Raw genomic sequence first — 25,706 nt, 5'->3', positions numbered from 1 at the left:
CTCTTCGGCTCAGGTATGGATGCCATGCGAGGCCGGGCCCGCGCGGGGTCCGGCCGCATCGCCTCGAAAGCGGCTCACTCGGCGGCGGCGCGATATTCCGGCGTCTCGAGCTGCGGCAGCACCTCGCGCATGAACAGGTCGAGCTCCTCGAGCATCACCTCCTTCGGGCACTGCGCCCAATGCCAGATCAGGGTGATATATTCGCAGGGCGCCTGGTCGTAGATCCGGCCCCAGACATCGCGGTTGTCCTGCACCGTGCCGCCGATGAACAATTCGCTCTTCTTCATGCCCTCGACCAGGGTGGCGTCGTCGCCCTGCGGCAATTGCGGGAAGAACGGTCCGTAGAAGTTCCGGTAGATGTCGAGGTCGTAAGCCCTCAGACGCTCGTCGAACTGCGCGCGCGAGCTGGTCACATGCGGAAAGCGCACGATGTTCTGGCGCTCGCCGAGCTGAAAGTCGAAGCCCGAGCGGCGGGCGACGTCGTGATAGAGCCGGACCCCCTCGGCGACCTGGGCGAGCGGCGAGAAATAGGTCGGGTGGAAACCGCGCCGCGCGCAGAATTCGACGCTCTCGCGGCTCTTGGTGGTGGCGACGAACAAGGGCGGATGCGGCCGCTGATAGGGCTTCGGCACGACGGCGATCTTGGCGACCCGGCCCTGGTCGTCGACCTCGCCCTCGACGCCGGCGGCGCGCGCGGTATGGGCGGCCGGATAGCCCTCGATACCGGTGATCGGATAGGGCGCCTTGTAGGTCGGGCCGTCCAGCACCACGGCGTCCTGGGTCCAGCAGGCGATGAGCTGGTCGACCCGTTCCTCGAACACGTCGCGGTTCTTCTGGTCGGAGGCGCTGCCGTCCGAGACGGTGGCGACCGAACCGGCCCATTGGCCCAGCACGTTGGCCCAGCGCGACTGATAGCCACGGGCAAGCCCGACCCAGTAGCGGCCCTTGCTCAGGTGGTCGATGATGGCGGTTTCCTCGGCCACCCGGATCGGGTCCTGGGTCGCCATGACGTAGCCGATGGCGCCGACATTGATGGTCGAGGTCTTGGCCGCCCAATAGGCGTTCAGGATGCCCGGATTGGGCCCGACCTCATACCCTTCCGAATGGAAATGATGCTCGATGGTGGACGCGCCCCAGACGCCCATGGCTTCCGCCGCCAGCACCACCTCGGTCCATTCATGGACGATCTGCTGGTACATGTCGCGATCGACGCCCATTGGCCGCTGCTTGACGCGATCGTCGAAACCGTCGCTCGGAAACATCGGATAAAGCTGGAGAATGACCTTCGGCCGCGCCATGCGAGCCTCCCTTTCCATCTGTTTTTCAAAGAAGCTTAGCCCGCCCCTCCCAGCATGAGATCAAGGGTGGGGCTATGGCTGTTATCGGCTGGAGCTATAGGCGTTCGCCGGCCTCCAGCCGCCGCATGGCGCCGGCATGAAACACCAGCGGCGCGCGCTCGGGGGCCTGCGCGAAGCCGTCGACCCGGCCGACGAAAATCACGTGGTCGCCGCCCCAATAGCGGTAGAGCGTGCGGCATTCGAAGCGCGCCGCCACATCGGCCAGCATGGGAATGCCCTGCGGTCCCTCCACGGTCTCGATGCCGGCGAAGCGATCGATGCCCGAGCGGGCGAACTGACGGGCGAGCGCCTCCTGGCCTTCGGCCAGGACATGGACGACGAAATGGCTCGCCGCGTCGAAGGCGGCATGGCTCGATGAACTCGCCGCCAGGCTCCAGAGCACCAGCGGCGGGTCGAGCGACAGCGAGCTGAACGAGTTGACCGTGACCCCGCAGGGCTTGCCCGCGCCGGTCCGGCTGGTCACCACGGTCACCCCGGTGACGAAACGGCCGAGCGCATCGCGGAAGGCGCGCTGGTCCAAGGGCTGGGCGAGCGTCTCGTCCTTCAAAACGGCATATCCCATGGCGACCTCCGGCCGACGGCCCGGTCCCGGACAAAGCCCGGGGCCGCGGCGACGATCGAAGGCTAGAGGTTCCACTCCTGTTGAGAATGCGATAAGGGACGATGCCAGTTATAGGCTGGAGATATAACCCTTTGGACCTCCGTCACATCACGGCTTTCGTCGCGGCCTATGAGGAGGGCAGCATCAACCGGGCGGCCCAGCGGCTGAACCTGGCCCAGCCGAGCGTCAGCGGCATCCTGCGCGACCTCGAGGTCGAGATCGGTGGTCCCTTGTTCGAGCGCCTGGCGCGCGGCGCCCGCCCGACCAGTGCCGGCGACACCTTCTACAAACATTGCCTGCGTGTGCTGGCCGAGGTCGATGCCGCGCGCAAATCGGTGATGAGCGGCGTCGACCGGATCGCCGGGCCGGTCCATATCGGGCTCGCGCCGACGGTGGCCAAGGGCTTGCTGCCGCGCTTCATCGCCGGCTATCTCGCCGACTATCCCGATGTCCAGCTGCGCGTCGCCGAAGCCTTTTCCGGCCCGCTCGCCGAATGGACGCTGTCGGGCGACGTCGATTTCGCCGTGGTCGCCGTGCCGCCGGCCGACCGCCGTCTGGTGATCCGCCGGCTTGCTCCCGATCCGATCTTCCTGATCTCGGCGGCCGACGGCCTGGCCGCCACCTCATCGGGGCCGCTCTCCGCCATGCCGCCCCTGAAGCTGGTGCTGCCCTCGCCGCGCAACGGCTTGCGCACCATGCTCGATCGCTACATTCACGCCGCGAACCTGCCGATCGAGCGATTGATCGAGATCGACAGCCTGCATGGCATTCTGGAGGTGGTGAAGCGCAGCGACTGGGTGACGTTGCTGTCGATCACCTCGATCCTCAGGGAGCTCGAACGCGGCGAGCTGGCGGCCCGCCGCACCGACCCGCCGGTCGACCTGGAATTCTATCTGATCCACCCGGCCCGCCGCGCCTTGTCGGCGGCGGCGGCCCTGTTCGTCCAGCGTCTGGAACAGGCCTTCGCCGAATGCCAGGACGAGTGGGCCCCTCTGGTCGCCGGGGAAACGGCGGCTCCGGTCATCCGGTGAATTCGGCCGCCCGCTTGGCAAACACTCCGGCCAGCCGGCCGACCGCCTCGGCATTGTCGGCGGCCGCGGTGCCGGCCTTTGCGCGCACCGCGATGCCCTCGAAGATCGCTGCCCAGCGGAACATGGCATAGGCCATGTGGAAGGGCTGAAGCCGCGCGGCATGCCCGGCCAGGGCGTAGTAGTCGGCCTCGAAGCCCGCCTGGGTCGGGATGCCCAGGGCGGCGAGATCGAGACCCGCCAGCCCGCCATACTCGTCCGGCGCGGTTTGCCAGGTCATGCAGCAATGGCTGAGATCGCCGAGCGGATGACCAAGGGTCGAAAGCTCCCAGTCGAGCACCGCGATGATCCGCGGTTCGCTCGGATGGAACATCAGATTGCCCAGCCGATAATCGCCATGGGCGATCGCCGAGGTGTCGTCCGGCGGGATATGGGCCGGGAGCCAGGCCATCAGCCGGGCGAAATGCGGATCCTTGTCGCTGCCAGCCGCCAGCAGCTGCTTCGACCAGCGGCCGATCTGGCGGGCGAAATAGTCGCCGGGCCGGCCGAAATCGCCAAGCCCACGCGCCGCCGGATCGACATTGTGCAGGGCCGCCAGCGTCTCGGCCATGGAACGGTACATGGCCCGGCGCTCGTCCGGCGCGACGCCGTCGAGCGCGCAATCGTGGAACACCCGGCCCTCGAGCCGCTCCATCACGTAGAAGGGCGTGCCGACGATGCTGCGGTCGTCGCAATAGAGAAGCGCCGGCGGCACCGGCACATCGGTGCCGGCCAGCGCCGAAATGACCCGGTATTCCCGGTCGATCGCATGGGCCGAGGGCAGGAGATCGCCCGGCGGCTGCTTGCGCAGCACCAGGCGCCGCGTGTCATAGCTCACGAAAAAGGTCGGGTTCGACTGGCCGCCGGAGATCCTCGCGATCTCCGGCCGGCCGCCCGATACGCCGAGCGCCTGCCTCAGATAGCCATCCAGCCGGTTGGCATCGAACTCGACCGTCTTGTCGTCCGTCATGGCCTGCCCTGTCCGTTCACGCCTGCGCCACCGGCCAGCGCCAGAAGTCGGAACCCTCGCCGCTCAGCGCCCGGCTCAGCACCATGCGATGCACCTCGTCGGCACCGTCGACGAGTCTGGCCTGGCGCGCGTAGCGATAGATCCATTCCAGCACGGTATCCTTGGAATAGCCACGCGCACCGTTGATCTGGATCGCCACGTCGGCCGCCTGGTGCAAGGTATTGGCGGCCTGAATCTTGGCCATCGAGACCTCCTTGCGGGCAAAATTGCCGCGATCGAGCTCCCAGGCGGCCTTCATCACCAACAACCGGCCGATCTCGATATTCATGGCCAGCCCGCCGAGCATCAGCTGCACGCTTTCCCGGTCGGCGAGCCTGACGCCGAAGCCGTGGCGCACCGCGGCATAGTCGTTGGCGATCTCGACGCAGCGCTTGGCGAGACCGAGCCAGCGCATGCAATGGGTCAGGCGGGCCGGGCCGAGCCGGATCTGGGTGATCTTCATGCCCTGCCCCTCGCCCATCAGCACGTCCTCGGGCTGGACGGTCAGGCCGTCGAATTCGAGCTCGCAATGGCCGCCATGTTCCTCCGGCCCCATGATGCCGATGCGCCGGACGATGCTCCAGCCCGGCTGGTCGCGGTGGAACAGGAAGGCGGTGAGGCCGCTGCGCGGATTGTCGGAGGTGCGTGCCACCAGGATGAAATGGGCCGCCGTCTCGGCGCCGGTGATGAACCATTTGCGGCCGCGGATGCGGTAGGAGCCGTCGGGCTGCCTTTCCGCCGTGGTCTGGATCATCGAGGGATCGGAGCCGCCGCCCGGATTAGGCTCGGTCATGGCGAAGGCCGAGCGGACCTGGCCGTCGACGATCGGGTCGAGCCAGCGCTTCTTCTGGTCGGGCGTGGCGATCGCCTCCAGCACCATCATGTTGCCGTCGTCGGGGGCGGCGGAATTGAACACCGCCGGCCCGAAGATCGAACGGTTCATCGCCTCGTAGCAGACCGCCATGCCCATGCGCCCGACACCGAGCCCGCCGGTCTCCGGCTTCAGCTGGAGGCACCACAGCCCCTGCGCGCGCGCCTTGGCCCTGACCCGGTCGAGCAGTCCGAGCTCGATATTCTCATGGGCGTCATAGGAGGTGGGATCGGCCTCCAGCGGCAGGATCTCCTTGTCGACGAAAGCGGCGATGCGCGAGCGCAGCGCCTCGAGTTCAGGCGAAATCGTGAAATCCATCAGCCAACCTCTTTCCGTCAAATTCCGAGCGAGCGCTCGCTTTATAAATTGCGGTTTGTTGTCGGGCAATGGTACGAATGGCGGGTCCTGCGGCACGGCCAACCGCAGTGCAAGACTCTGGAACATGCTGATAATCTTGCGGCGGAAGGATTGGCATTGGACCGGCTCTCGACCTTTCAGGCACGCCACGACCTGACCACCGAGGCGCTCTGCACCCGCATCCTGGCGCGCCACCGCGACGCCATCCGGGTCAAGAAGCCGCATGTCGCCACCGCCAATCTCGCCCGCATCATCGACGCGACGCTGAAGCTTGCCAACCGCACCTCGTTCCACTCGATGACGGTACGCGACCTGGTCGGCGAGACCGGGCTCAGCATGGGCGCGCTCTATGCCTATTTCGACACCAAGGACACGCTGCTGGCGATGATCCTCGACACCGTCTCGGATGTCGTCACCGAGGTCCTGGAGCAGCCGCCATCGGCCGTCGCGGCGGACCCCGCAGCGCGCCTCGCCTGGTTCATCCGCAGCCATGTCTTCCTGTCGGAGACCATGCTGCCCTGGTTCGTGTTCTCCTATATGGAGGCCAAGGCCTTTCCGCCCAGGGAGCGCAGGAAGGCGACCGCCAGCGAACAGCGCACCGAGGCGATGATCGCGACAGCGCTCGAGGCTGGCCGTGCCGAGGGGCGTTTCAGCGTCGGCGACGTCGAAATGACGGCGGCCCTGATCAAGCCGATGATCCAGGACTGGTATGTCAAGCGCGCCAAATACCGGAAGCGCAATGTCGGTCCGGAAGCCTTCGCGGCCTCGCTTATCGGTTTCGTCGAAACCACGATCCTGAAGCGTCCAGGCGCCTGAACCCGGCAACCTCGCCCCTTACCGGATTTTTATTTGACTTGGACGCCGGGCGGGAGCATTGGGCGCGCAACGGCGCGCCTGTCCTGTTCGGCGCCGGACCTCAGAGACTTCAACGACGATGCCCAGCGACAGTAGCAGTCGATTGTCCAAGCCGTCGGCGGCGCAGGTGCCGGCCTGATCTCCTGAGATCGGCTCACCCGTGACCGTCGCGGCCGACGATCACGCCGACAAGGTGAGCCATGACTTCCCGCCCGATCTTCGAGGCCATGCGGCAGGCGCCGCTCGGTCTGCGTCTCGGGGCCTATGCCCCCAATCTGTTCGATCTCGTCGCCTTCATCCTGGTGATCGGCGTCCTGAGCCTGATCGCCCATTCGGTGCAGGACATGCGGGCGCCGCTGGCTGCCCTCGACATCACGCCGGTCCGCCTCGATCCATGGCTGCTGCCGGAATATGCCGCGCGCACGACCCTGCGCCTGTTCGCCGCCATGGCCGCCTCGCTGGTCTTCACCTTCATCGTCGCGACGCTGGCCGCCAAGAGCCGCCGAGCGGCCATGGTGATCATCCCGACGCTGGACATTCTCCAGTCGGTGCCGGTGCTCGGCTTCCTGACCTTCACCGTGGTGTTCTTCCTGCGCCTGTTCCCGGGCAGCCAGCTCGGCGCCGAATGCGCGGCGATCTTCGCCATCTTCACCGCCCAGGCCTGGAACATGGCCTTTTCCTTCTACCAGTCGCTGCGCACCGTGCCCGGCGATCTCAAGGAGGTCAGCCGGCAGTTCCAGTTCTCGCCCTGGCTGCGCTTCTGGCGCCTGGAAGCCCCCTTCGCGGTACCGGGCCTGGTCTGGAACGCCATGATGTCCATGTCGGGCGCCTGGTTCTTCGTGGTCGCCTCCGAAGCGATCTCGGTCGGCGACGTCACGGTCGCGCTGCCCGGCATCGGCTCCTGGCTGGCGCTGGCCATCGACAAGCGCGACATGACCGCGGTGGCGCTCGCCGTCGTGGCGATCGCCGTCACCATCCTGATCTATGATCAGCTGGTATTCCGGCCGATCGTCGCCTGGGCCGACAAGTTCCGCTTCGAGACGACCGCCGCCCAGCAGCGGCCCCAATCCTGGGTCTTCGACCTCGTGCGCAAGACCCGGCTGATGAAGCGGATGTTCCAGCCGGCCGCCTGGCTGATCGGCCAGGTCACCCGGTTGGCGGCGAGGACCGGCGGCCGCGCCCCCGTCGCCATGCCCCGGCTCGCCGGACCAATCGCCGGCGGCGCCTGGTTCGCGCTCGTCGGCGCCGCGGTCGTCTATGGCCTCTGGCACATGGTCGGCTATCTCTCGGCGACGCTCGCCGTCACCGATCTCGTCACCGCGGTCGGCTATGGCCTGATCACGCTGGCCCGGGTGCTGGTGCTGATCGCGCTGGCCTCCCTCGTCTGGGTGCCGGTCGGCGTCTGGATCGGGCTCAGGCCGGCGGTGGCCCAGAAGATCCAGCCGATCGCCCAGTTTCTCGCCGCCTTCCCGGCCAATGTGCTGTTCCCCTTCGCGGTCGTGCTGATCGTCTCGTTCGGGCTCGACGCCAATATCTGGCTGTCGCCGCTGATGGTGCTCGGCACCCAGTGGTACATCCTGTTCAACGTCATCGCCGGCGCCAGCGCCTTTCCGACCGACCTGCGCGAGGTTTCCACCTTGTTCCGGCTCAGGACCTGGCAATGGTGGCGCCGGGTCATCCTGCCCGGCATCTTCCCCTATTACGTCACCGGCGCGCTGACCGCCTCGGGCGGCTCCTGGAACGCCAGCATCGTCGCCGAGGTCGCGACCTGGGGCGACACCAGGCTCAAGGCCGCCGGGCTCGGCTCCTATATCGCCGACGCCACCACGGCGGGCGACTATCCGCGCGTCGTGCTCGGCGTCGCGGTCATGTCGCTGTTCGTCGTGATCTTCAACCAGGTGCTCTGGCGGCCGCTCTATCGCTTTGCCGAGCGTCGTCTCACCCTGAACTGACGGAGGCACCGATGCTGAACCACACCGTGATGGCCCCGCCCGCGCCGGCCGCCGACCGCAACGCCCTGGTCTCGGTCGAGAACCTGCGCCACCTCTACCGGAAGGGCTCGGCCAGCGACCTCCTGGTGCTCGACGACGTGCAGGTCGCGCTGCACGACAACGAGATCGTCTCGCTGCTCGGCCGCTCCGGCTCGGGCAAATCGACGCTTCTGCGCATCATCGCCGGCCTGATGCCGGCGAGCGCCGGCACGGTCACCATCGACGGCCAGCCGGTCAAGGGGCCGGCGAGCCAGGTTGCCATGGTGTTCCAGTCCTTTGCCCTGTTTCCCTGGCTGACCGTCCTGGAGAACGTCGAGATCGGCCTGGAGGCCCAGGGCATCGCACGGGCCGAGCGGCGCAAGCGCGCGCTCGCCGCCATCGACCTGATCGGCCTCGACGGCTTCGAGAGCGCCTACCCGAAGGAATTGTCCGGCGGCATGCGCCAGCGGGTCGGGCTGGCCCGCGCCCTGGTCGTCCACCCCAAGGTGCTCTTGATGGACGAGCCCTTCTCGGCGCTCGACGTCCTGACCGCCGAGACCCTGCGCACCGACCTGCTCGATCTCTGGGCCGAAGGCCGCATGCCGATCCGCGCCATCCTGCTGGTCACCCACAATATCGAGGAGGCGGTGCTGATGTCCGACCGCATCCTGGTGTTCTCGTCCAATCCCGGCCGGGTCATCGCCGAGATCAAGGTCGATCTGCCGCAACCGCGCAACCGCCTCGACCCGGCGTTCCGCCAGATCGTCGACGACATCTATGCCCGCATGACAGCCAGGACGACGTCGCCGGCCCAGCGTGGCGGCACCTTCCTCGGCAGCGGCCTCGGCATGGTGCTGCCGCATGTCTCGACCAACGTGCTGTCCGGCCTGATGGAGGCGGTCTCTGGGCCGCCGCACCATGGCCGCGCGACGCTGCAGGTGCTCGCCTCCGAATTGCAGCTGGAGGTCGACGAGCTGTTCCCGATCGCCGAAACGCTGCAGCTGCTGCGCTTCGCCGAACTCGATTCCGGCGTCGTGCGGTTGACCGACGAGGGCCAGCGCTTCGCCGCCGGCGAGGTCGACGCGCGCAAGAACCTGTTCGCCCAGCACCTCATCGCCTATGTGCCGCTCGCCGCCCATATCCGCCGCGTGCTCGACGAACGCCCGAGCCATCGGGCTCCCGCCGCCCGTTTCCAGGACGAGCTGGAGGACCACATGTCGGAGAGCTTCGCCGAACAGACGCTCGGCGGCGTCACCTCCTGGGCCCGCTACGCCGAGGCCTTCGCCTTCGACCAGGCCACTGGCATGTTCAGCCTGGAGAACCCGGATTGAGGCCTAAGAAATAGAGTTGCAAGGGACGGAGCTGAACCTTCACGCAGGCCGCCCTCAAGGCCAAAACCTCAACGCGATCAACCCTCTCCCAAAGGGAGAGGGTGGCAGCGTCAGCTGCCGGGTGAGGGGCGTAGGCGTTCAGGACTGACACCCGCGCGCGTCGAGCATGCAGCCCCATCCGGAGATGGACGCCCCCTCACCCGGCGCCTGACGGCGCCACCCTCTCCCTTTGGGAGAGGGTTCTCGTCGCGTTGCGCGCCGCGCTCAAACTGCCGCGTAAAAATACGCCCCCTCGCCCATCCCGCTGCGCACCACCCGCTTCTGCCGGACCAGCAGGTTCAGATGGGCCAGGGTCTCGCCGACAGCGAATTTCATCTGGCGATGTTCCAGCGCGCGGCGGAACAGCCGGCCCGCGATATCGGCCGCCGTGCGCGGTTCCTCGCAAAACCCGACGACCTGCTCCAGCCGCCGCTTGTGGCCCGCGAGCAGCGCCTCGATGCGCTCATGCAGCCCATGGAACGGCGCGCCATGGGAGGGCAGCACCAGCGTCTCCACCGGCAGCGCCTTGAACCGCTCGAGCGCCATCAGATAGTCGCCGAGCGGGTCGCCCTCCGGTTCGGATGCGACGACCCCGATATAGGGCGAAATCGTCTCCAGCACGTGATCGGCCGCGATCAGCAGGTTTCGTTCGGCATCGAACAGGCAGATCTGTTCGGGCGCATGGCCGGCGCCGACCAGCACCCGCCACCGGGTCTCGCCGATCATCACGTCGTCGCCGTCGCGCAGACGGATGAACGAAGCCGGCAGAGGCCCGACGCCGCGCCTGTAGAAGCCGTTGTTCTCGGCGAGATAACCCAGAAACGCCTGGGAACAGCCGGCCATGCGGTGCAGCTTCTGCTGCTGCGCCAACGCCTGCCCGGCGTCCTCGCCGAGCGCGCCGCGCACCTGCAGCCATTCGGTCCTGGCCATCCAGAGCGGCGCGCCGAAACGCGCGCAGAGCCAGCCGGCAAGCCCGACATGGTCGAGATGGAAATGGGTGACGATGACCCGGGTCACCGGCCGGCCGGCCAGGTGATGGGCGAAGACCTGTTCCCACACGGCCTTGGTGGCGGTGTCACCCGTGCCGGTATCGACCACGGTCCAGCCGTCGCCATCCTCCATCAGCCAGGCATTGACGTGCCAGGGCGCGAAGGGCACCGGCAGCTTGACCGAAAACAGGCCGGCGGCGATCGGCTGCGGCACGATGCCTGGTGCCGCCGCCGTTGAAGGAGCCTGAGCCGCCTGCGCCAACAAGACCGAATCTCCCGATTGAACAACCGATGCACCGCGCATGGGGACGCACCATCGGAATATGAAATATATTTCCGCACAGCGGAAATAACATCATCCTTTCGACCGATCCGCTACGCCGGCCATGCACCCCTGCCCCGCTTTTCGGGTCCCTTCGGCCAGGATGGACTTTGATGCGGTTCCAGGCGATTTCCTGGCTCACCCCGCGCCGGCAGGTGGCGACCCGCTGAAAGGCCTTCTTCGATGAGCGATGCCAACGACCACCTGAAGGCCTGGATCGGCCGTGAAGAGACGAGCCATGACCACCTCGGGCTGACCCCGGCACGATTGCTGGCGGCGACGCTCGACGACCGGCAAGCCCGCTTCGCCGCCGGCGATGCGCTGCCGGCCTGCTGGCAATGGCTCTATTTTCTGCCCGGCGCGCCGCAAGGCGAGATCGGGCCGGACGGCCATCCGAAGCGTGGCGGCTTCCTGCCGCCGGTCGACCTGCCGCAGCGCATGTTCGCCGGCTCGGAGATGACCGTGCATGCGCCCCTGCGCTTCGGTCTCGACGCCACGCGCCGCGGCATCATCCGCGACGTCACGCCGAAGACCGGCAAGAGCGGAGCCCTGGTCTTCGTCACCGTCGATTATGAATTCCACCAGGACGGCCGGCATTGCCTGACCGAGCGCCAGTCGATCGTCTACAAGGACGCCGGCCGGCCGCAAGCCGCGGCAGGCGAGGTCAAGGCGCCGCCGCTCGACATCACATGGTCGCGCCGGATCACACCCGACCCGGTCCTCCTGTTCCGCTTTTCGGCGCTGACCTTCAACAGCCATCGGATCCATTACGACCGGCCCTATGCGACCGAGGTCGAGCATTATCCCGACCTTGTCGTGCATGGCCCACTGATCGCGGTCTGCCTCGCCGACATCCTGCGGGTCGAAGCCGGCAAGAACCTGAAGGCCTTCAAGTTCCGCGCCGAGGCACCGCTGTTCGTTTCGGCGCCTTTCGAGGTCATGGGGCGGGCGGATGGCCAGGCCGGGGCGCAGTTGAAGGCGATCGGGCCTGGCGGGGCAACGGCAATGAGTGCGTCTGCGATTTTCGCCTGAGGCGGAGCGACGTCGCAGTGCTGCTCCGACGTGAGCACGCGCGAGAAGCACCGACGTCACCCCCGGCGAGCGCATCGTTCAGCCTGAAGCCATCGGCCTGACGCTGGCCAAGCTTAATTCGAAGGGCACTCAAACTCGGACCCACAAAAAAGCCTGCCCCCTCGGAAGGGAGCAGGCCTGTCGATCAATCCCCAAATCCCCTTGCTCACGCGCCGTCGAGACCGACGACGACCACCGAACAGACGTTCTGGTGCGGGAAGCCACCGAGATTATGGGTGACGCCGAAGACCGGCTGGGTCTTGCGCTGGCGCTCGCCGGCCCGGCCCTGCATCTGCAGGTACATCTCGTAGATCATCCTGAGGCCCGAGGCGCCGATCGGATGACCGAAACACTTCAGGCCGCCGTCGATCTGGCACGGCACCTTGCCGTCGGCGTCGAAGAAGCCGTCCATGACGTCGCGCAGCGCGCCACCCTCGGGCGAGATGTGCAGGTCTTCCATGGTGACGAATTCGGTCACCGAGAAGCAGTCATGCACCTCGACCAGGGAGATCTGCTCGCGTGGATTGGTGATGCCGGCTTCGGCATAGGCCCGCTTCGAGGCGATCCGGGTGGTGGCGAAATAGGTGCTGTCCCAGGAATTATGCTGGGCCTCGGTGCCGTTCGACACCGAAAGCTGCAGCGCCTTGATGGTGACGAGGTCGTGCTTGCCGAGGCTGCGGGCGATTTCAGGCGTGGTGACGATGGCGCAGGCCGCCCCATCCGACACGCCGCAGCAGTCGAACAGGCCGAGTGGCTCGGCCACCATTGGCGCGTTCATCACCGTGTCCTCGGTGATCTTGTTGCGCAGATGCGCCTTCGGATTGCGCGAGCCGTTGTCATGGCTCTTCACCGAGATATGGGCGAGCGCCCGCTTGAAGTCGCCGGCATCGACGCCGTGCTTGGCGCGATAGGCGGCGCCGAGCTGGGCGAACACGCCGGGCGCCGACAGGTTCGGCCAATACATCGAATTGACCACGCCCCGGCCGCGCTGCGGCAGGCCGCCATAACCGGTGTCCTTCAGCTTCTCGCAGCCGAGCGCCAGCGCGATGTCGCAGGCCCCGGAGGCGACCGCATAGGCCGCGCCGCGGAAGGCTTCAGAACCGGAGGCGCAATAGTTCTCGACCCGCGTCACCGGGATGTAGCCGAGGCGCAGCGCCACCGCGAGCGGCACGCCGGACTTGCCGACATGCTGCTCCTCGATGCCGGTGGCGAACCACGCCGCCTCGATCTGCTTCGTCTCGATGCCGGCGTCGCCGAGCGCTTCCTCATAGGCCTCGACCATCAGGTCTTCGGCGTTGCAATCCCAGCGCTCTCCGAACTTGGAGCAGCCCATGCCGAGGATTGCGACCTTGTCACGAATGCCAGTAGCCATGGTGCCTCTCCTCTAGCCCTGAGCCGCGCCGACCGGCGCCGCCTTCCAGAAATAGCGCGTGAAACCGCGCTGCTGGTCCTGATCCTTGATGCGGAACACCATGCGCATGGGCATGCCGACCGCGACCTTGCCGACATCGACATCGGTGAAGTCCATCATCATGCGGCCGCCGTCGCGAAACTGCACCATGCCGAAATGCTGCGGCGGTTCCGGGCTGTAGGTCAGCATGTCGGCGGTATAGGACATCACCTCGCCGGTCATTTCGGCGAAGGGGTGGTCGACCTGCGTGTGGAACGCATGGCAATTCGGCCCGACGCAGATCTTGCTCTTGGGGAATTGCAGCGTGCCGCATTCGGTGCAGCGGCCGCCGACCAGGCCGTGGACCATCTCGTTGTTGCGATAGAGCGCGGTCATGGCGGTGGCTTTGTCGAGCTCCGCGCGCATGCCGCGATCGAGCGGGATCAGGTCGTTGAAGGCGAGGAACTTGGCATAACTCGTCTCCTCGCGCCGGCGCGCCAGGCTGCCGGTCACGCCGCGCCGGGGCGCCAATGACGTAATCGCCTCGGTCACCTCGAGCACCAGCACGTCGCAGCCCTGGCCGAAACCGGCAACCACGATGCGGTCGCCCGCCTTGGCGCTTTCCAAGGCGTGCACCAGCATGACGATGGCGTGCGCCGCACCGGTATCGCCGCAGACGCCTGCGAGATTGTCGCGCACGGCGGTTTCGCCGAGCCCGCATTTCTGCGCCACCAGGGCGGCGATGCGCGGCAAGGTGCCGGGCATGCAGAAATGGCTGATGCCGTCCGCCCCGATACCGGCCTTGGCGAGCGCCGCCTTGACCGCCGGCGGCACGATCTTCAGATAGCCTTCCTCGCGGATCCAGCGCTCTTCCCAGCCGTAATCGAAGTCACGGTCATAGGCGCGGAACTGGTCGACGAAATCGACGGTCTCGGTATGCGAGGCGATCAGTTTGGCGATCGGCCGGCCCGCGCCGACGATCAGGGCCGCGGCCCCGTCGCCATAATGCATTTCCTGCGGGCTGCCGGCCTTGGCCTTGCGCTTGTCGGCCGCCAGCAGCAGCGTCTCGCCGGCGCCGCCGGCCACCGCCTGCAGCGCCGCGATCAATCCCGAGGTCGCCGCCCGGCGCGAACCGGAAAGGTCGAGCGTGCGGACCGCCTGCGGCAGGTTGAGCGCGGCAGCCACCACCGCGCTGTTCGAGCGGTCGGCGAAAGGCAAGGTGGTGGAGGCCAGATGCACCGCCTGGATCGTCTCGCGCGGCAGGTCGGCGAGGCAGTCGCGCGCCGCCTCCACCGCCATGGTGATCGGGTCCTCGTCCCAACCGGCCATGGCGCGTTCGCCCTTGCCCTGGGCCTTCAGGCCGGGATTGAACCAGGCATTGGCTTCCGCCGCCGCCTTTCGTTGCAGGCGCAGGCGCGGCACATGCGCGCCATAAGCCAGAATTCCGATCGACATCGCGCGCTCCTCAGACCGGGTCCCAGGAAAACACCTCGCCCGACCGCTCCAGCGGATAGAACGACGATTTCAGCGCCGGAATGCCGTGTTCGGCAAGCGACTGGCAGGTCCAGCCCTCGGAGCGGTGGATCGAGCGAATGGGGCGCGACTGGCCCATCAGGAAGATCTCGTTCATGCGCACGGCGAAGATCTGGCCGGTGACGTCCTTGGCGGCATCGCCGAGCAGGAAGACCGACAAAGGCGCGATCTTCTCCGGCCCCATGGCCTGGATCTTGGCGACGCGCGCCTTCTGCGCCTCGGTCTCGGTCGGAATCGTGCCGATCAGCCGGCTCCAGGCAAAAGGCGAGACGCAGTTCGAACGGACGTTGAAGCGCGCCATGTCGAGCGCGATCGACTTGGACATGCCGACAATGCCGAGCTTGGCGGCGGCGTAATTGGCCTGGCCGAAATTGCCGATGAGGCCGGAGGTCGAGGTGAAATGCACCATCGATCCGCTGTTCTGGTCGCGGAACAGCCGGGCGGCCGCATGCGAGACATAGAAGCTGCCAAGCAGGTGGACTTTGATCACCAGTTCGAAATCGGCGACGCTCATCTTGTGGAAAATGGCATCGCGCAGGATGCCGGCATTGTTCACGATGCCGTCGAGCCGGCCATAGGTGTCGAGTGCGGTCTTGATGATGGCGTTGGCTTCGGCCGGCTCGGCGACGCTGTCGAAATTGGCGACCGCGGTGCCGCCGCGCTTGCGGATCTCTTCCACCACCTCTTCGGCCGGCGCGGCGCTTGCGCCCTCGCCTTCCGGACTGCCGCCGAGATCGTTGACCACCACGCGGGCGCCTTCGGCCGCTGCCAGCAGCGCGATCTCGCGACCGATGCCGCGGCCGGCGCCCGTGACGATGACCACCTTGCCGTCGAGACTGGTTGTCTGGCTCATTTGATTTCCTCTCCTGGGGCACACGGATGATGGCCGCGCTTGGTCGCGGCGAACCTGTACACGGGTCTATCAAAAGTCAAACTTGTGCGAAAATCAATTCCGCCTTACGGAATAGGTCATCACGCAAGAAACCGGACTTCAGGAGGACATGGCCATGGTGCCGAGGACGATCTACACGTCGGATCACGAGATGTTCCGCGACAGCGTCTGCCGCTTCATCGAGCGCGAAGTGGCTCCCTATCACAGCCAGTGGGAAAAGGACGGCCAGGTCAGCCGCGAACTGTGGCAGAAGGCCGGCGAGCTCGGGCTTCTCTGCACCTCCATACCCAGCGAATATGGCGGCGGCGACGGCGATTTCCGCCACAGCGCGATCATGACCGAGGAATTCGCCCGCCGCATGTATAGCGGCCCGGGCTTCCGCCTGCATTCCGACATCGCCGCCTTCTACATCCTGCGCCAGGGCACCGAGGAGCAGAAGCGGAAATGGCTTCCGAAAATGGCCAAGGCCGAGGTCATCTTCGCGCTGGCCATGACCGAACCCGGCGCCGGCAGCGACCTGCAGGGCATCCGCACCACCGCCATCCGCGACGGCGATCATTATGTCGTCAACGGCTCGAAGACCTTCATCACCAATGGCCAGCTCGCCGACGTGGTGATCCTGGCCTGCAAGACCGATCCGCGCGAGGGCGCCAAGGGCGTCAGCCTGCTGCTGGTCGAGGCCAACCGCCCCGGTTTCCGCCGCGGCCGCAATCTCGACAAGCTCGGCATGAAGGCGCAGGACACCTCGGAACTGTTCTTCGACGACGTGCGCGTGCCGGTCTCCAACATTCTCGGCGAGGAAGGCCGTGGCTTCCGCTATCTGATGTCGGAACTGCCGCAGGAGCGCCTGCTGGTCGCCATGTCCTCCATGGCCGGCGCCGAAGGCGCGCTCGAGGTCACGCTCGAATATACCCGCAACCGCAAGGCCTTCGGCCAGGCCATCGCCGATTTCCAGCACAACCGCTTCAAACTGGCAGAGATGAAGACCGAGGTCACCATCGGCCGGACTTTCGTCGACCGCTGCCTGGAATTGCACCTGGAGGGCAAGCTCGATGTCGAGACCGCCGCCATGTGCAAATACTGGATCACCGAGCTCGAGGGCCGGGTCGTCGACCAGTGCCTGCAGATGCATGGCGGTTATGGCTACATGACCGAATACCCGATCGCACGGGCCTATGCCGATGCGCGCGTGCGCCGCATCTTCGGCGGCGCCAATGAGATCATGCGCGAGCTGATCGCCCGCAATCTCTAAGACCCCGGTGGCGGAAGGCGGCGCCCCTGCCCGCCTTCCGCCGCTCCCGGGACCTTATCCCGTCATCAGCTCCGGATCCCGCGCGGCGGCAATCGCGAGCGCGTTCGATCCGGCTTGCCCGAAAGGCAGCCCCTCGCGATGGATTTCACGCTCAACGAAGAACAGCTCGCCCTCCAGCACAGCGCCCGCCAGTTCGCCACCCGCGAACTGGTTCAGCCGGCACGCGAGATCGAGGACAACGACCAGCCGCCGTCGCACGCCCTGGTCAAGCGTTTCGCCGAACTCGGCTATCTCGGCATCAATCTCGATCCGGCGCTGGGCGGCGGCGGCGCCAGCCATGTCGAGGCCGTGCTGGTGCTCGAGGAAATCGCCAAGATCTCGCCTTCGGTCGCCTTCCCGATCTTCGAATCCTGCTTCGGCCCGGTCCTGACCATTCAGCATTTCGCCTCCGATGCCCTGAAGCAGCGGCTGGTCCCGAAGGTCTGTTCGGGCGACATGATCATCGCCGCCAGCATGTCGGAGCCGGATGCCGGCACGGCGCTGACCGATCTCAGGACCCGCGCCGTGCGCCAGGGCGACATGCTCGTGCTGAACGGCCAGAAGCGCTGGTGCTCGGGCGCCGGCCATGCCGACGGCTATGTCGTTTATTGCCGGCTGTCGGACGAGCCGGGCGCGCGCGGCATCGGCGCCGTCTATGTCGACAAGGACGCGGCGGGCCTGAGCTTCGGCAAGCGTGAGCGGCTGATGGGCTTTCGCGGCGTCACCAGCGCCGACATCTTCCTCGACAATGTCACGGTGCCCACAGACAATATCGTCGCGCCCGCCGGCGGCTTCTCGAAGCTGATGACCGCCTTCGACCTGGAGCGCTGCGGCAATGCCACCATGAGCCTGGCGCTCGCCCAGAGCGCGCTCGACCAGGCGCTGGCCTATGTCCAGGACCGGCGCCAGTTCGGCAAGGCGATCGTCGATTTCCAGGCCGTGCAGATCAAGCTCGCCGACATGGCGATCCGGGTCGATGCCGCGCGCCTGCTGATCCACCGCGCGGTTGCCAATGCCTCCAGCGGCCTGCCCTCCTCGCGCGAGGCCTCGATGGCCAAATGTTTCGCCAACGAGATGGTGCGCGGCGTCTGCGGCGACGCCATGCAACTGATGGGCGGCTACGGTTATGCCTGCGAATACGGCATGGAGCGGCGCATGCGCGACGCCTGGGGCTGGGGCATCGCGGGCGGCGCCATCGACATCCAGAAGATCAACATCGCCTCCGCGCTGGTCGGCCGGCGGTTCAATCAAAGGGGGTGAGGAGGTACGAGGCGGCTGCGCCTCGATAGAAGAAGCGCCGATGAATCAACCCTCTCCCAAAGGGAGAGGGTGGCAGCGTCAGCTGCCGGGTGAGGGGCGTAGGCGTCGAGAACGACAGCCACCGACGACGCGCATTCCAAGACCTGGCGTCGGGCTCACCGCCGCATCCGGAGATGGACGACCCCTCACCCGGCGCCTGACGGCGCCACCCTCTCCCTTTGGGAGAGGGTTGATTTTGCTGCGCTTTCGGTGGCGACGCCAAGCTTGGAGGGACTTTCGTCCCTACCTTCCCCCACCCTTCAGCGCGAACTCGACCAGCGGCAATTGGTCATTGCCGAAATACATGTCGGTACCGTCGACGAAGATCGTCGGTGAGCCGAAGCCGCCGCGGGCGATCAGCTCGTCGGTATTGGTCCTGAGCCGCGCCTTGATCTCGTCGGTCACCGACCGCGCGCGGATCGCCGCCCCGTCCAGCCCCGCGCCATTGGCCGCCGCGATCAGCACCTCGGGATCGTCGAGATTTTCCGCCCGGCCGAAATAGGCCTCGAAGGCGGCCTTGGCGAAAGTCTGCAGCGCCGGCTGGTCGGCCTCCAGCGCGCAGGCCATGCGCATGGCATGGATGCTCTTGGCGGGGTGATGGGCGGAAGGGAAATTCATCGTCACGCCGGTGAAGGCCGCCCAGTCCTTCAGCACCTTGGTGCCGTGGCGCATGCGCGGCGTGTCCATGTTCTCGCGCGTCTTGTACAGCTCCTGATTGACCGCGTTGAACACGCCACCGACCAGGATCGGCCGCCAGACGATGGGAACCCCCAATCGCTCGACGATCGGCTGGACATTGGTAAAGCCGAGATAGGTCCAGGGACTGGACAGATCGAAGAAGAACTCAACCTTGCTCATGACGGCCTCCCGAACAGGATCGCGCGCGCTTTTTCATCGTCCACGGCGGCATTGGAAACGAGATCGCGCCGGACCGCCATGCCGGCCTTGACGCCCGGCCGCTCGCGCAGTTCGGCGAACCAGCGCTGGACATGCGGAAAGCTCTCCAAGGCGATCTCCTGGCGCTTATGCGTCACCACCCAGGGAAAGATCGCCATGTCGGCGATCGAATAAGCGCCGGCGACGCAAGCCCCGGTTCGGGCCAGCTGGGCATCGAGCACGCCGTAGAGGCGATTCGCCTCGCGGCCGTAGCGGTCGATGGCGTAGGCGATCTTGTCCGGCGCATAGAGCTTGAAATGGCCGTTCTGGCCGAGCATGGGCCCGAGCCCGCCCATTTGCCACATCAGCCACTCCGTCACCTTGAGGCGGCCGCGCAGATCGCCGGGGCAGAACCGGCCGGTCTTCTCGGCGAGATAGATGAGGATCGCGCCGCTTTCGAACACGCTGACGGGATCACCGCCGCCGGGCGGATCATGATCGACAATGGCCGGCATGCGGTTGTTCGGGCTGATATCAAGGAAATCCGGCTTGAACTGGTCGCCGGCGCCAATGTTCACCGGCAGCACCCGGTAGGGCAGCCCGCATTCCTCCAGCATGATGGAGATCTTCCAGCCATTGGGTGTCGGCCAGTAATGGAGATCGATCATGCGTGACTCCTCCGCCATGCGCGATGCCGTATCGCGCATGGCATTGTCTCAGGGCCGCGGCCCGACGGAAAGCCTCAGCTCCCCTGCCCTTCGGCCAGGGTCTTGGCGCGCGGAGCGGCGGCAGGCTTTGCCCCCCTGAACCGCCGCGCCATCCTGGCGATCGCCGGGCCGATGCCCTGCGGCAGCGCCAGGATGACCACCACGACGATGGTGCCGTAGATGAAATAATGCAGGCCCGGCAGCACGCCGCCGAGATGGCCGCGCAGGATCTCGCCGAGCGGCACCAGCAGGATGGCGCCGATGATCGGCCCGAAGGCGGTGCCGAGCCCGCCAATGGTGGCGAACAGCACGATCTCGATGGTCAGCACGGGGGAGGCGAACATGTGCGGATCGATGAAGGTGGAATAGCGCGCATAGGCCGTGCCGATCATCGAGGTCAGCACCGCGCTGATCGCCATGGCCATCATCTTGTTGCGCAACAAGCCGACGCCGAGCGCCTGGGCGGCATTCTCGTTGTCGCGGATGGCGCGCAGGAAATAGCCGAGCGGCGCGTTGATGATGGCGAGATTGACCACCAGCGCCAGCGTCGCCAGCGCCATGACCAGCCAGAAATAGCCATGCGAGCCGCCAAACTGGAACAGGAGGAAATGCCCCTCGTCGCGCGGCAGCGATTGGCCGGATGCCCCGCCCACGAAATCCCAGCCGAGCACGACCAGTTCGGCCATTTCGGCGAAGGCCAGCGTGATCAGCGCAAACGAGAGATGGCCGAGGCGGAAGCGATGGTCGATCCAGGCGATCGCCGCCCCCATGGCCGCCGACAGCGCCGCGGCGATGCCGGCCGCGACCCACAGGTTGATGCCGAGCTGCAGCAGCAGCGCGCTGGCGAACACCGCGCCCATGCCGACGAAGATCGAATGGGCGAGCGAGATCTGCCCGGTCAGCCCGCCGACGATGTTCCAGGCGGCCGCCAGCCCGGCATAGATCAGCGCCAGGGTCGCGATATGCAGGTAGTAGCTCGGCAGCCAGAGCGGCAGGGTCGCCAGCGCGGCAATCGCCAGCCACCAGAGGGGCGAGAAGACGACATGGAAGAAATTCGGTCTCATGTCAGGCTTTCCCGAGCAGGCCGGCAGGGCGGAACAGAAGGATGAGCACCAGGATCAGGTAGGGCAGGATCATGCCGAGAATGCCCGAGACATAGATCGTGCCGATCGCCTCGGAGAGGCCGATGACCAGGCCGCCGAGCAGGATGCCGACGAAATTGGTCATGCCGCCGAGCACCAGCGTCAGGAGCGTGATGACCGTGTAGCGCAGCCCCATGCTCGGATGCAGAGGCGTGCCCGGCAACAGCAGCGCGCCGGCGATGGCGAGCAAGCCGATGCCCAGCGCGAAGACCAGGATCCGCACGCGCGCCACGTTGACGCCCATCAGCGCCGCCGCCTTGGGATTCTGGTGCACGGCGCGGATGCTGCGGCCGAAATCGGTGCGGCTGAGCATCAGGAACAACAGGCCGGCCAGCACGATGGAGGCGCAGAAGGCAATCACCAGCGGCCAGCGCATGATCACGTCGCCCATGATCAGGAGCTTGGTTTCCATGATCGAGGGCACGCGCAGGGGCTGGCCGCCGAACACCATCAGCATGCCGTTCTGCAGCATCAGGTTGAGGCCGAGGGTGAGCTGGATGATCATCAGGAGATGGCCCGAGATCACCGGCCGGATCAGCGTCCAGTAGACGAGGCCGCCCGAGATCGCCAGCACCGGGAAGGTGATGAGGACCGAGACATAGGGGTCGAGCGCGAAGGCGGCGTAAAGCGCGTAGCTGATGAACATGGCGAGCGAGAGAAAGTCGCCATGGGAGAAGTTGACCACGCCCGACACGCTGTAGATCAGGCCGAGACCCAGGGCGACGGTGCCATAGGTGCTGCCGATCAACAGGCCCTGAACGATGGCTTGCAGGAGAATGTCCGTATCCATGGTGCGGTTTCCGTTCAGAGACCGAGATAGGCCTTGCGAGTGGCGGGGTCGTCCTTGACCACGCTGCTCGGGCCGTGAATGGCGACCCGGCCGCGCTCCAGGACGTAGCAGCGCGAGGCGTGGCGGAATGTCAGGTTGGAGTTCTGCTCGACCAGCAGGATGGTCAGCCCGCCGTCATGCAGCGCGCGGATCGTCTCGAAGATATATTGGACGAACAAAGGCGACAGGCCGAGCGAGGGCTCGTCGAGCATCAGCACCCGGGCGCCGGCCATCATGCCGCGGCCGATCGCCAGCATCTGCTGCTCGCCGCCCGACAAGGTGCCGGCATCCTGGGCAAGCCGCTCCTGCAGGCGCGGAAAGGTGGCCAGCACCTTGTCCATGCGTTCGCCACGCAGGGCGCGCGCCTGGCGGCCGACGCCGCCCATCAGCAGGTTCTCGCGCACGCTCATCTGCGGAAACACCAGCCGCCCCTCGGGCACCTGGATGATGCCGCGCTCGACCACCTCGTGCGGGGCGAGGCCGGAAATGTCCTCGCCCTCGAAATGGATCGAGCCGGAGCGCGGCTTGACGATGCCGGACAGGCAATTGATCAGCGTGCTCTTGCCGGCATTGTTGGCGCCGAGCAGGCCGACCAGCTCGCCGTCCCTGATCTCGATCGAGACATCGTCGAGCGCGGTGCTGCCGTCATAGCCGGCGGTGATGGAACGGACCTCAAGCATGGGAATCGTCACCGAAATAGGCCTCGCGGACACGCTCGTTGGCGACGATCTCGTCGGGGGTGCCGGCGGCCACCTGCTCGCCGAAATTCAGCACCACCAGCCGGTCGGCCGTGTTCATGATCACAGGCATGACATGCTCGACCATGACGAAGGTGATGCCCGACGAGCGCAGGTCACGGATGATGGCGAGCGGTACCTGCGCCTCGCCGAGCGTCAGCCCGGCCATCACCTCGTCAAGCAGGATCATCTGCGGTTCGGTGGCCAGGCACTTGGCGAGCTCGAGCAGCTTCTTGTCCTGCAGCGACAGCGAGCCCGGCGTCTCCTCGGCCTTTTCCTTCAGGCCGACCCGTTCGAGCACGGCGGTGGCGCGCTTGATCGCCTCGCGCATGGGATGACGCAGCAGCGCCGCCGTGGTCACCACGTCGAGCACGCTCATCGCGGCGAAGACCTGGACGATCTGGAAGCTGCGCGACAGGCCGAGCCTGGCCACGCGATGCGGCGGCAGGCCGACGATGGACTCGCCCTTGAAGCGCACGTCGCCGGCGCTCGGCGGCAGGAAACCCGAGATCAGGCCGAACAGGGTGGTCTTGCCGGCGCCGTTCGGGCCGATAATGCCGAGGATTTCCGCCGGCTCGACGGAGAAGCTGACATCCGAAACGGCCTTCAGGCCGCCGAACCGCTTGCTGACATTGTCAACGTCTAGGATAGCCACGAGGAAGCCTGTTGCTGGAGAGAGGAGGCGGGCAAGCGGCCCGCGACCGGGCCGCCGGCGCGTCCGGTCAGGCGCGGGCGCGCGGCGTGACGTCGCCGAACTGCGCCGGGAACACCACTTGCTGCTGCTGGTTGGCGAGCCACTGGATCATCAGCGCGGTGCTGTCGGCCGGCATGCGGTCTTCGCCGAATTTCAGGCCCTGGGGCCGCGCCAGATAGAGGTGCGGGTGGCCGAAGGGGATATCGACCGCCTTCAGGCCCTTGATCAGCGCCGCGCGGTCGAGGCTGCCGGCCGCCTCCAACGCATGCTGCAGCACGCGGGCCGCCTGTGCCGCCTGGATCGCCGACTGGCCGATCTCGACCTTCAGCTCCGCCGCGCGCAATTCGCGGACGATCTGCTGCATGGACTCGAGCTTGGCGCCCGGGCTGAAGCCGGTCATGCCGAAGGTGTTGCGGGTGAGCACGGAGGCGCCGATGTCCTGGCCGAGCTCCTTCCACAACGAGAAGTCGGAATAGCCGCCGGTGCCGCCGATGAACAGGCTGTCGTGATAGTTCAGGTTGAACCGGGCCTGGTGCAGCAGGATGCCGTCGCGCGGCGTGACCAGGCCGGTGACCACGTCCGGCTTGAACGAGCGGATGCGCACCATCGCCGCGGTCTGGTCCTGCGCCTTGGTATCCAGCGGCACGTCGCCGATGATCTGCAGGCCGGCGGCCAGGAGCTTGGGTTTCAGGAAATTGTTGACCTGCTGGCCGGCCTCGTAATTCGAATAGGCCATGACCGCGGTCTTGACCCGGAAAGCCGGCTCCTTGGCCAATTGCCGGATGAAGGCCGCGAGCGTCTCGGCATAACCCTTGTCATAGGGAAAACCGAGCGAGAACATGTGGTTCGAGCGGGCCGCCCCCGCCCAGATCGACAAGGTCGGGATCTGCAATTCGTCGACGACCGGCGTCAGCGCCAGCATTTGCGCCGACAGGATGCTGCCGACCAGCATGGACACCTGCCGCTCGGTGACCAGGCGCCGCGCTTCCGCCGCGGTGCGGGCCGGCTGGCTGGCGTCGTCGGCCAGCACGATCTCGATTTTCGCGCCGCCCAGGCTCTTGATGCCGCCCTCCTCGTTGATCTTGCGGATCACGTAGTCGAACACCGGCTGTCCTTCGGTGGCATAGGCCGAGAGGTTGCCGCTCATCGGCTGGATCATGCCGACCTTGATGGTCGGCGTGCCCTGGGCCCGGACGATCGCCGGCAGCGACAGGGCGGCGGCGGTCGCCGCGGCACCACCGAGGAAGGTCCGGCGTTGCACGCCCGGCATTTTCGAACCGCTCATGTCGATCACTCCACCCTCGCCGCGCGTCACGACCGCGCCTCAACCTCGGCCGCCATGGCCCTGTCGATCTTCAGATCATGCGCGCCGAGAGCCGGCGACCGGCGTTCGTCCGGCGGCAAGGCCTGCATGGGCACCGGAAACCGTGCGATCAGGTCCTTGCCGGCGCGCCCGATCACCCGTCCCGCGGGGTCGTCGAGCGCCTCTTCGGGCATGGTCAGGCCATTGGCCGGAATATCGTGTGCCTGCAGCTGCCGCAGCCAGCCGGCGAGCGGCTGCGCCAGGAACTCCTGGTCGAGCCTGGCCTTGATCGTCTCGAAGCGCGCCTGCCTTTGCCGGTAGGTGGCGAAGTCCGGACCGGCGAATTCGGCGAGGTCGAGCAGGTCGACCAGGCGCTTCCAGAAGTGATCCTCCATGGCGGCGAGCACCAGGATGCGGCCGTCGGCGCAGGCGAACAGGCCATAGCCCGGCCGCTGGTGCATCTGGCCGGCGCCGTCATGCAGGATCATGCCGAGCCTCGGCGTCATCCAGTGGCTGAGCGCATCGGTGATCGACACGTCGAGATATTGGCCCCGCCCGCTGCGCTGGCGCTGCATCAGGGCGGCCAGCACCGAGACGACGGCGAACATGCTGCCGGCGAGATCGCCGACCGGCAGGCCGATGCCGTGCGGGCGCCCGGGCTCCGGCGGCGGCATCAGGCCGAGCACGCCGCTGGCGGCGAGATAGTTGAGGTCGTGGCCCGGCTGGTCGGCCATGGCGCCGACCTGGCCATAACCGGTCAGGGACGCGTAGATCAGCCGCGGGTTGAGCTCGGCAAGGCTTGCATAATCGACGCCGAGGCGCTGCGCGACGCCCGGCCGGAAGCCCTCCACCATCACGTCGGCGCCGGCGACCAGCTCGCGGAACTGCCGACGTCCGGCTTCCGACTTCAGGTCGATGACGACGCTCTGCTTGCCGCGATTGACCGCCGCGAACAGGCCGGGAAGCATGGCCCGCGCATTGTCGCCCGCCGGCCGCTCGACCTTGATCACGGTCGCGCCCAGGTCGCCGAGCAACTGCGTTGCATAGGGACCCGGCAAAAGCTCGGAGAGATCGACGACGCGCACGTCGGCGAGCGGTGAATGCATCATGTCCTCCCGGTCGCGACCCCCGCCGCGCCTCACGCCGCGAAACGGCTTTTCGCCATCGCTATTT

The 25,706-nt window shown here is 66.8% G+C and carries 23 protein-coding genes; 7 read left to right on the top strand and 16 right to left on the bottom strand.

Translation table 11 applies throughout. The features are described 5' to 3' along the window. Positions 1-74: 74 nt before the first annotated feature. A complete protein-coding gene (locus AC07WJ_RS11180) occupies positions 75-1,298 on the bottom strand; it encodes an LLM class flavin-dependent oxidoreductase (protein WP_494934636.1) in 1,224 nt (407 codons plus the stop codon). A gap of 94 nt (positions 1,299-1,392) precedes the next feature. Further along, positions 1,393-1,920 (bottom strand): flavin reductase family protein, encoded by a 528-nt coding sequence (locus AC07WJ_RS11175; protein ID WP_494934635.1) that lies wholly within the window; start codon positions 1,918-1,920, stop codon positions 1,393-1,395. Positions 1,921-2,051: 131 nt separating this feature from the next. Between AC07WJ_RS11175 and AC07WJ_RS11170 the strand changes: the two genes are divergently transcribed. Beyond that, on the top strand, positions 2,052-2,990 hold the full coding sequence (locus AC07WJ_RS11170; RefSeq protein ID WP_494934634.1) for a LysR family transcriptional regulator: 939 nt from the start codon (positions 2,052-2,054) through the stop codon (positions 2,988-2,990). Here the strand turns inward: AC07WJ_RS11170 and AC07WJ_RS11165 are convergent. Next, complete coding sequence (locus AC07WJ_RS11165; protein WP_494934633.1) at positions 2,980-3,996, bottom strand: phosphotransferase family protein; 1,017 nt, start codon at positions 3,994-3,996, stop codon at positions 2,980-2,982. The two genes, AC07WJ_RS11170 and AC07WJ_RS11165, sit on opposite strands and share 11 nt — an antisense overlap. A gap of 16 nt (positions 3,997-4,012) precedes the next feature. Next, positions 4,013-5,224 carry an acyl-CoA dehydrogenase family protein gene (locus tag AC07WJ_RS11160; RefSeq protein WP_494934632.1) on the bottom strand — a complete coding sequence of 404 codons (1,212 nt, stop codon included), beginning with the start codon at positions 5,222-5,224 and terminating at the stop codon, positions 4,013-4,015. A 156-nt stretch (positions 5,225-5,380) separates the two neighbouring features. Between AC07WJ_RS11160 and AC07WJ_RS11155 the strand changes: the two genes are divergently transcribed. From AC07WJ_RS11155 to AC07WJ_RS11145, 3 genes are all read left to right on the top strand, one after another. Then, positions 5,381-6,079 (top strand): TetR/AcrR family transcriptional regulator, encoded by a 699-nt coding sequence (locus AC07WJ_RS11155; RefSeq protein ID WP_494934631.1) that lies wholly within the window; start codon positions 5,381-5,383, stop codon positions 6,077-6,079. A gap of 266 nt (positions 6,080-6,345) precedes the next feature. Further along, a complete protein-coding gene (locus AC07WJ_RS11150; protein ID WP_494934771.1) occupies positions 6,346-8,070 on the top strand; it encodes an ABC transporter permease in 1,725 nt (574 codons plus the stop codon). A gap of 11 nt (positions 8,071-8,081) precedes the next feature. Then, entirely contained in the window at positions 8,082-9,419 is a 1,338-nt protein-coding gene (locus tag AC07WJ_RS11145; protein WP_494934630.1) for an ABC transporter ATP-binding protein, read from the top strand. Positions 9,420-9,683: 264 nt separating this feature from the next. Here AC07WJ_RS11145 and AC07WJ_RS11140 read toward each other — a convergent pair whose 3' ends face one another. Beyond that, positions 9,684-10,661 carry an MBL fold metallo-hydrolase gene (locus AC07WJ_RS11140; RefSeq protein ID WP_494934629.1) on the bottom strand — a complete coding sequence of 326 codons (978 nt, stop codon included), beginning with the start codon at positions 10,659-10,661 and terminating at the stop codon, positions 9,684-9,686. Between the two features lie 291 nt (positions 10,662-10,952). On the opposite strand from AC07WJ_RS11140, the gene AC07WJ_RS11135 reads away from it, so the two are divergent. After that, positions 10,953-11,801, top strand: coding sequence for an HTD2 family dehydratase (locus AC07WJ_RS11135; protein WP_494934628.1), 849 nt, complete (start codon positions 10,953-10,955; stop codon positions 11,799-11,801). 205 nt (positions 11,802-12,006) lie between these two features. On the opposite strand, the gene AC07WJ_RS11130 is transcribed toward AC07WJ_RS11135, so the two are convergent. The 3 genes from AC07WJ_RS11130 to AC07WJ_RS11120 are packed head-to-tail and all read right to left on the bottom strand — an operon-like array spanning position 12,007 to position 15,616. Next, a complete protein-coding gene (locus AC07WJ_RS11130; RefSeq protein WP_136958782.1) occupies positions 12,007-13,212 on the bottom strand; it encodes an acetyl-CoA acetyltransferase in 1,206 nt (401 codons plus the stop codon). A 12-nt stretch (positions 13,213-13,224) separates the two neighbouring features. Then, complete coding sequence (locus AC07WJ_RS11125) at positions 13,225-14,685, bottom strand: hydroxymethylglutaryl-CoA synthase family protein (protein WP_494934627.1); 1,461 nt, start codon at positions 14,683-14,685, stop codon at positions 13,225-13,227. Between the two features lie 10 nt (positions 14,686-14,695). Then, positions 14,696-15,616 (bottom strand): SDR family NAD(P)-dependent oxidoreductase, encoded by a 921-nt coding sequence (locus AC07WJ_RS11120; protein ID WP_494934626.1) that lies wholly within the window; start codon positions 15,614-15,616, stop codon positions 14,696-14,698. Between the two features lie 154 nt (positions 15,617-15,770). Between AC07WJ_RS11120 and AC07WJ_RS11115 the strand changes: the two genes are divergently transcribed. Then, positions 15,771-16,907 (top strand): acyl-CoA dehydrogenase family protein, encoded by a 1,137-nt coding sequence (locus AC07WJ_RS11115; RefSeq protein WP_494934625.1) that lies wholly within the window; start codon positions 15,771-15,773, stop codon positions 16,905-16,907. Between the two features lie 138 nt (positions 16,908-17,045). Then, positions 17,046-18,206: an acyl-CoA dehydrogenase family protein gene (locus AC07WJ_RS11110; RefSeq protein WP_494934624.1), complete on the top strand. Its 1,161-nt coding sequence runs from the start codon at positions 17,046-17,048 to the stop codon at positions 18,204-18,206. Positions 18,207-18,488: 282 nt separating this feature from the next. On the opposite strand, the gene AC07WJ_RS11105 is transcribed toward AC07WJ_RS11110, so the two are convergent. From AC07WJ_RS11105 to AC07WJ_RS11070, 8 genes are all read right to left on the bottom strand, one after another. Further along, on the bottom strand, positions 18,489-19,103 hold the full coding sequence (locus AC07WJ_RS11105; RefSeq protein WP_494934623.1) for a 2-hydroxychromene-2-carboxylate isomerase: 615 nt from the start codon (positions 19,101-19,103) through the stop codon (positions 18,489-18,491). Further along, positions 19,100-19,789 carry a glutathione S-transferase N-terminal domain-containing protein gene (locus AC07WJ_RS11100; RefSeq protein WP_494934622.1) on the bottom strand — a complete coding sequence of 230 codons (690 nt, stop codon included), beginning with the start codon at positions 19,787-19,789 and terminating at the stop codon, positions 19,100-19,102. The genes AC07WJ_RS11105 and AC07WJ_RS11100 overlap by 4 nt, the downstream gene beginning before the upstream one ends. 74 nt (positions 19,790-19,863) lie before the next feature. After that, on the bottom strand, positions 19,864-20,892 hold the full coding sequence (locus AC07WJ_RS11095; RefSeq protein WP_494934621.1) for a branched-chain amino acid ABC transporter permease: 1,029 nt from the start codon (positions 20,890-20,892) through the stop codon (positions 19,864-19,866). 1 nt (position 20,893) lies between these two features. Next, entirely contained in the window at positions 20,894-21,760 is an 867-nt protein-coding gene (locus tag AC07WJ_RS11090) for a branched-chain amino acid ABC transporter permease (protein ID WP_494934620.1), read from the bottom strand. A gap of 14 nt (positions 21,761-21,774) precedes the next feature. Continuing rightward, positions 21,775-22,479: an ABC transporter ATP-binding protein gene (locus AC07WJ_RS11085; RefSeq protein ID WP_494934619.1), complete on the bottom strand. Its 705-nt coding sequence runs from the start codon at positions 22,477-22,479 to the stop codon at positions 21,775-21,777. Continuing rightward, on the bottom strand, positions 22,472-23,191 hold the full coding sequence (locus tag AC07WJ_RS11080; RefSeq protein WP_494934618.1) for an ABC transporter ATP-binding protein: 720 nt from the start codon (positions 23,189-23,191) through the stop codon (positions 22,472-22,474). Before AC07WJ_RS11080 ends, AC07WJ_RS11085 begins: the two co-directional genes overlap by 8 nt. Positions 23,192-23,258: 67 nt before the next feature. Then, complete coding sequence (locus tag AC07WJ_RS11075) at positions 23,259-24,515, bottom strand: ABC transporter substrate-binding protein (protein WP_494934617.1); 1,257 nt, start codon at positions 24,513-24,515, stop codon at positions 23,259-23,261. A gap of 26 nt (positions 24,516-24,541) precedes the next feature. Further along, on the bottom strand, positions 24,542-25,642 hold the full coding sequence (locus AC07WJ_RS11070) for a CaiB/BaiF CoA transferase family protein (protein WP_494934616.1): 1,101 nt from the start codon (positions 25,640-25,642) through the stop codon (positions 24,542-24,544). Between the last annotated feature and the right edge of the window lie 64 nt (positions 25,643-25,706).

This window comes from Phreatobacter sp. GW821-FHT04C01, from assembly GCF_059420385.1.
This window is presented reverse-complemented; position numbering and strand designations above follow the sequence as displayed.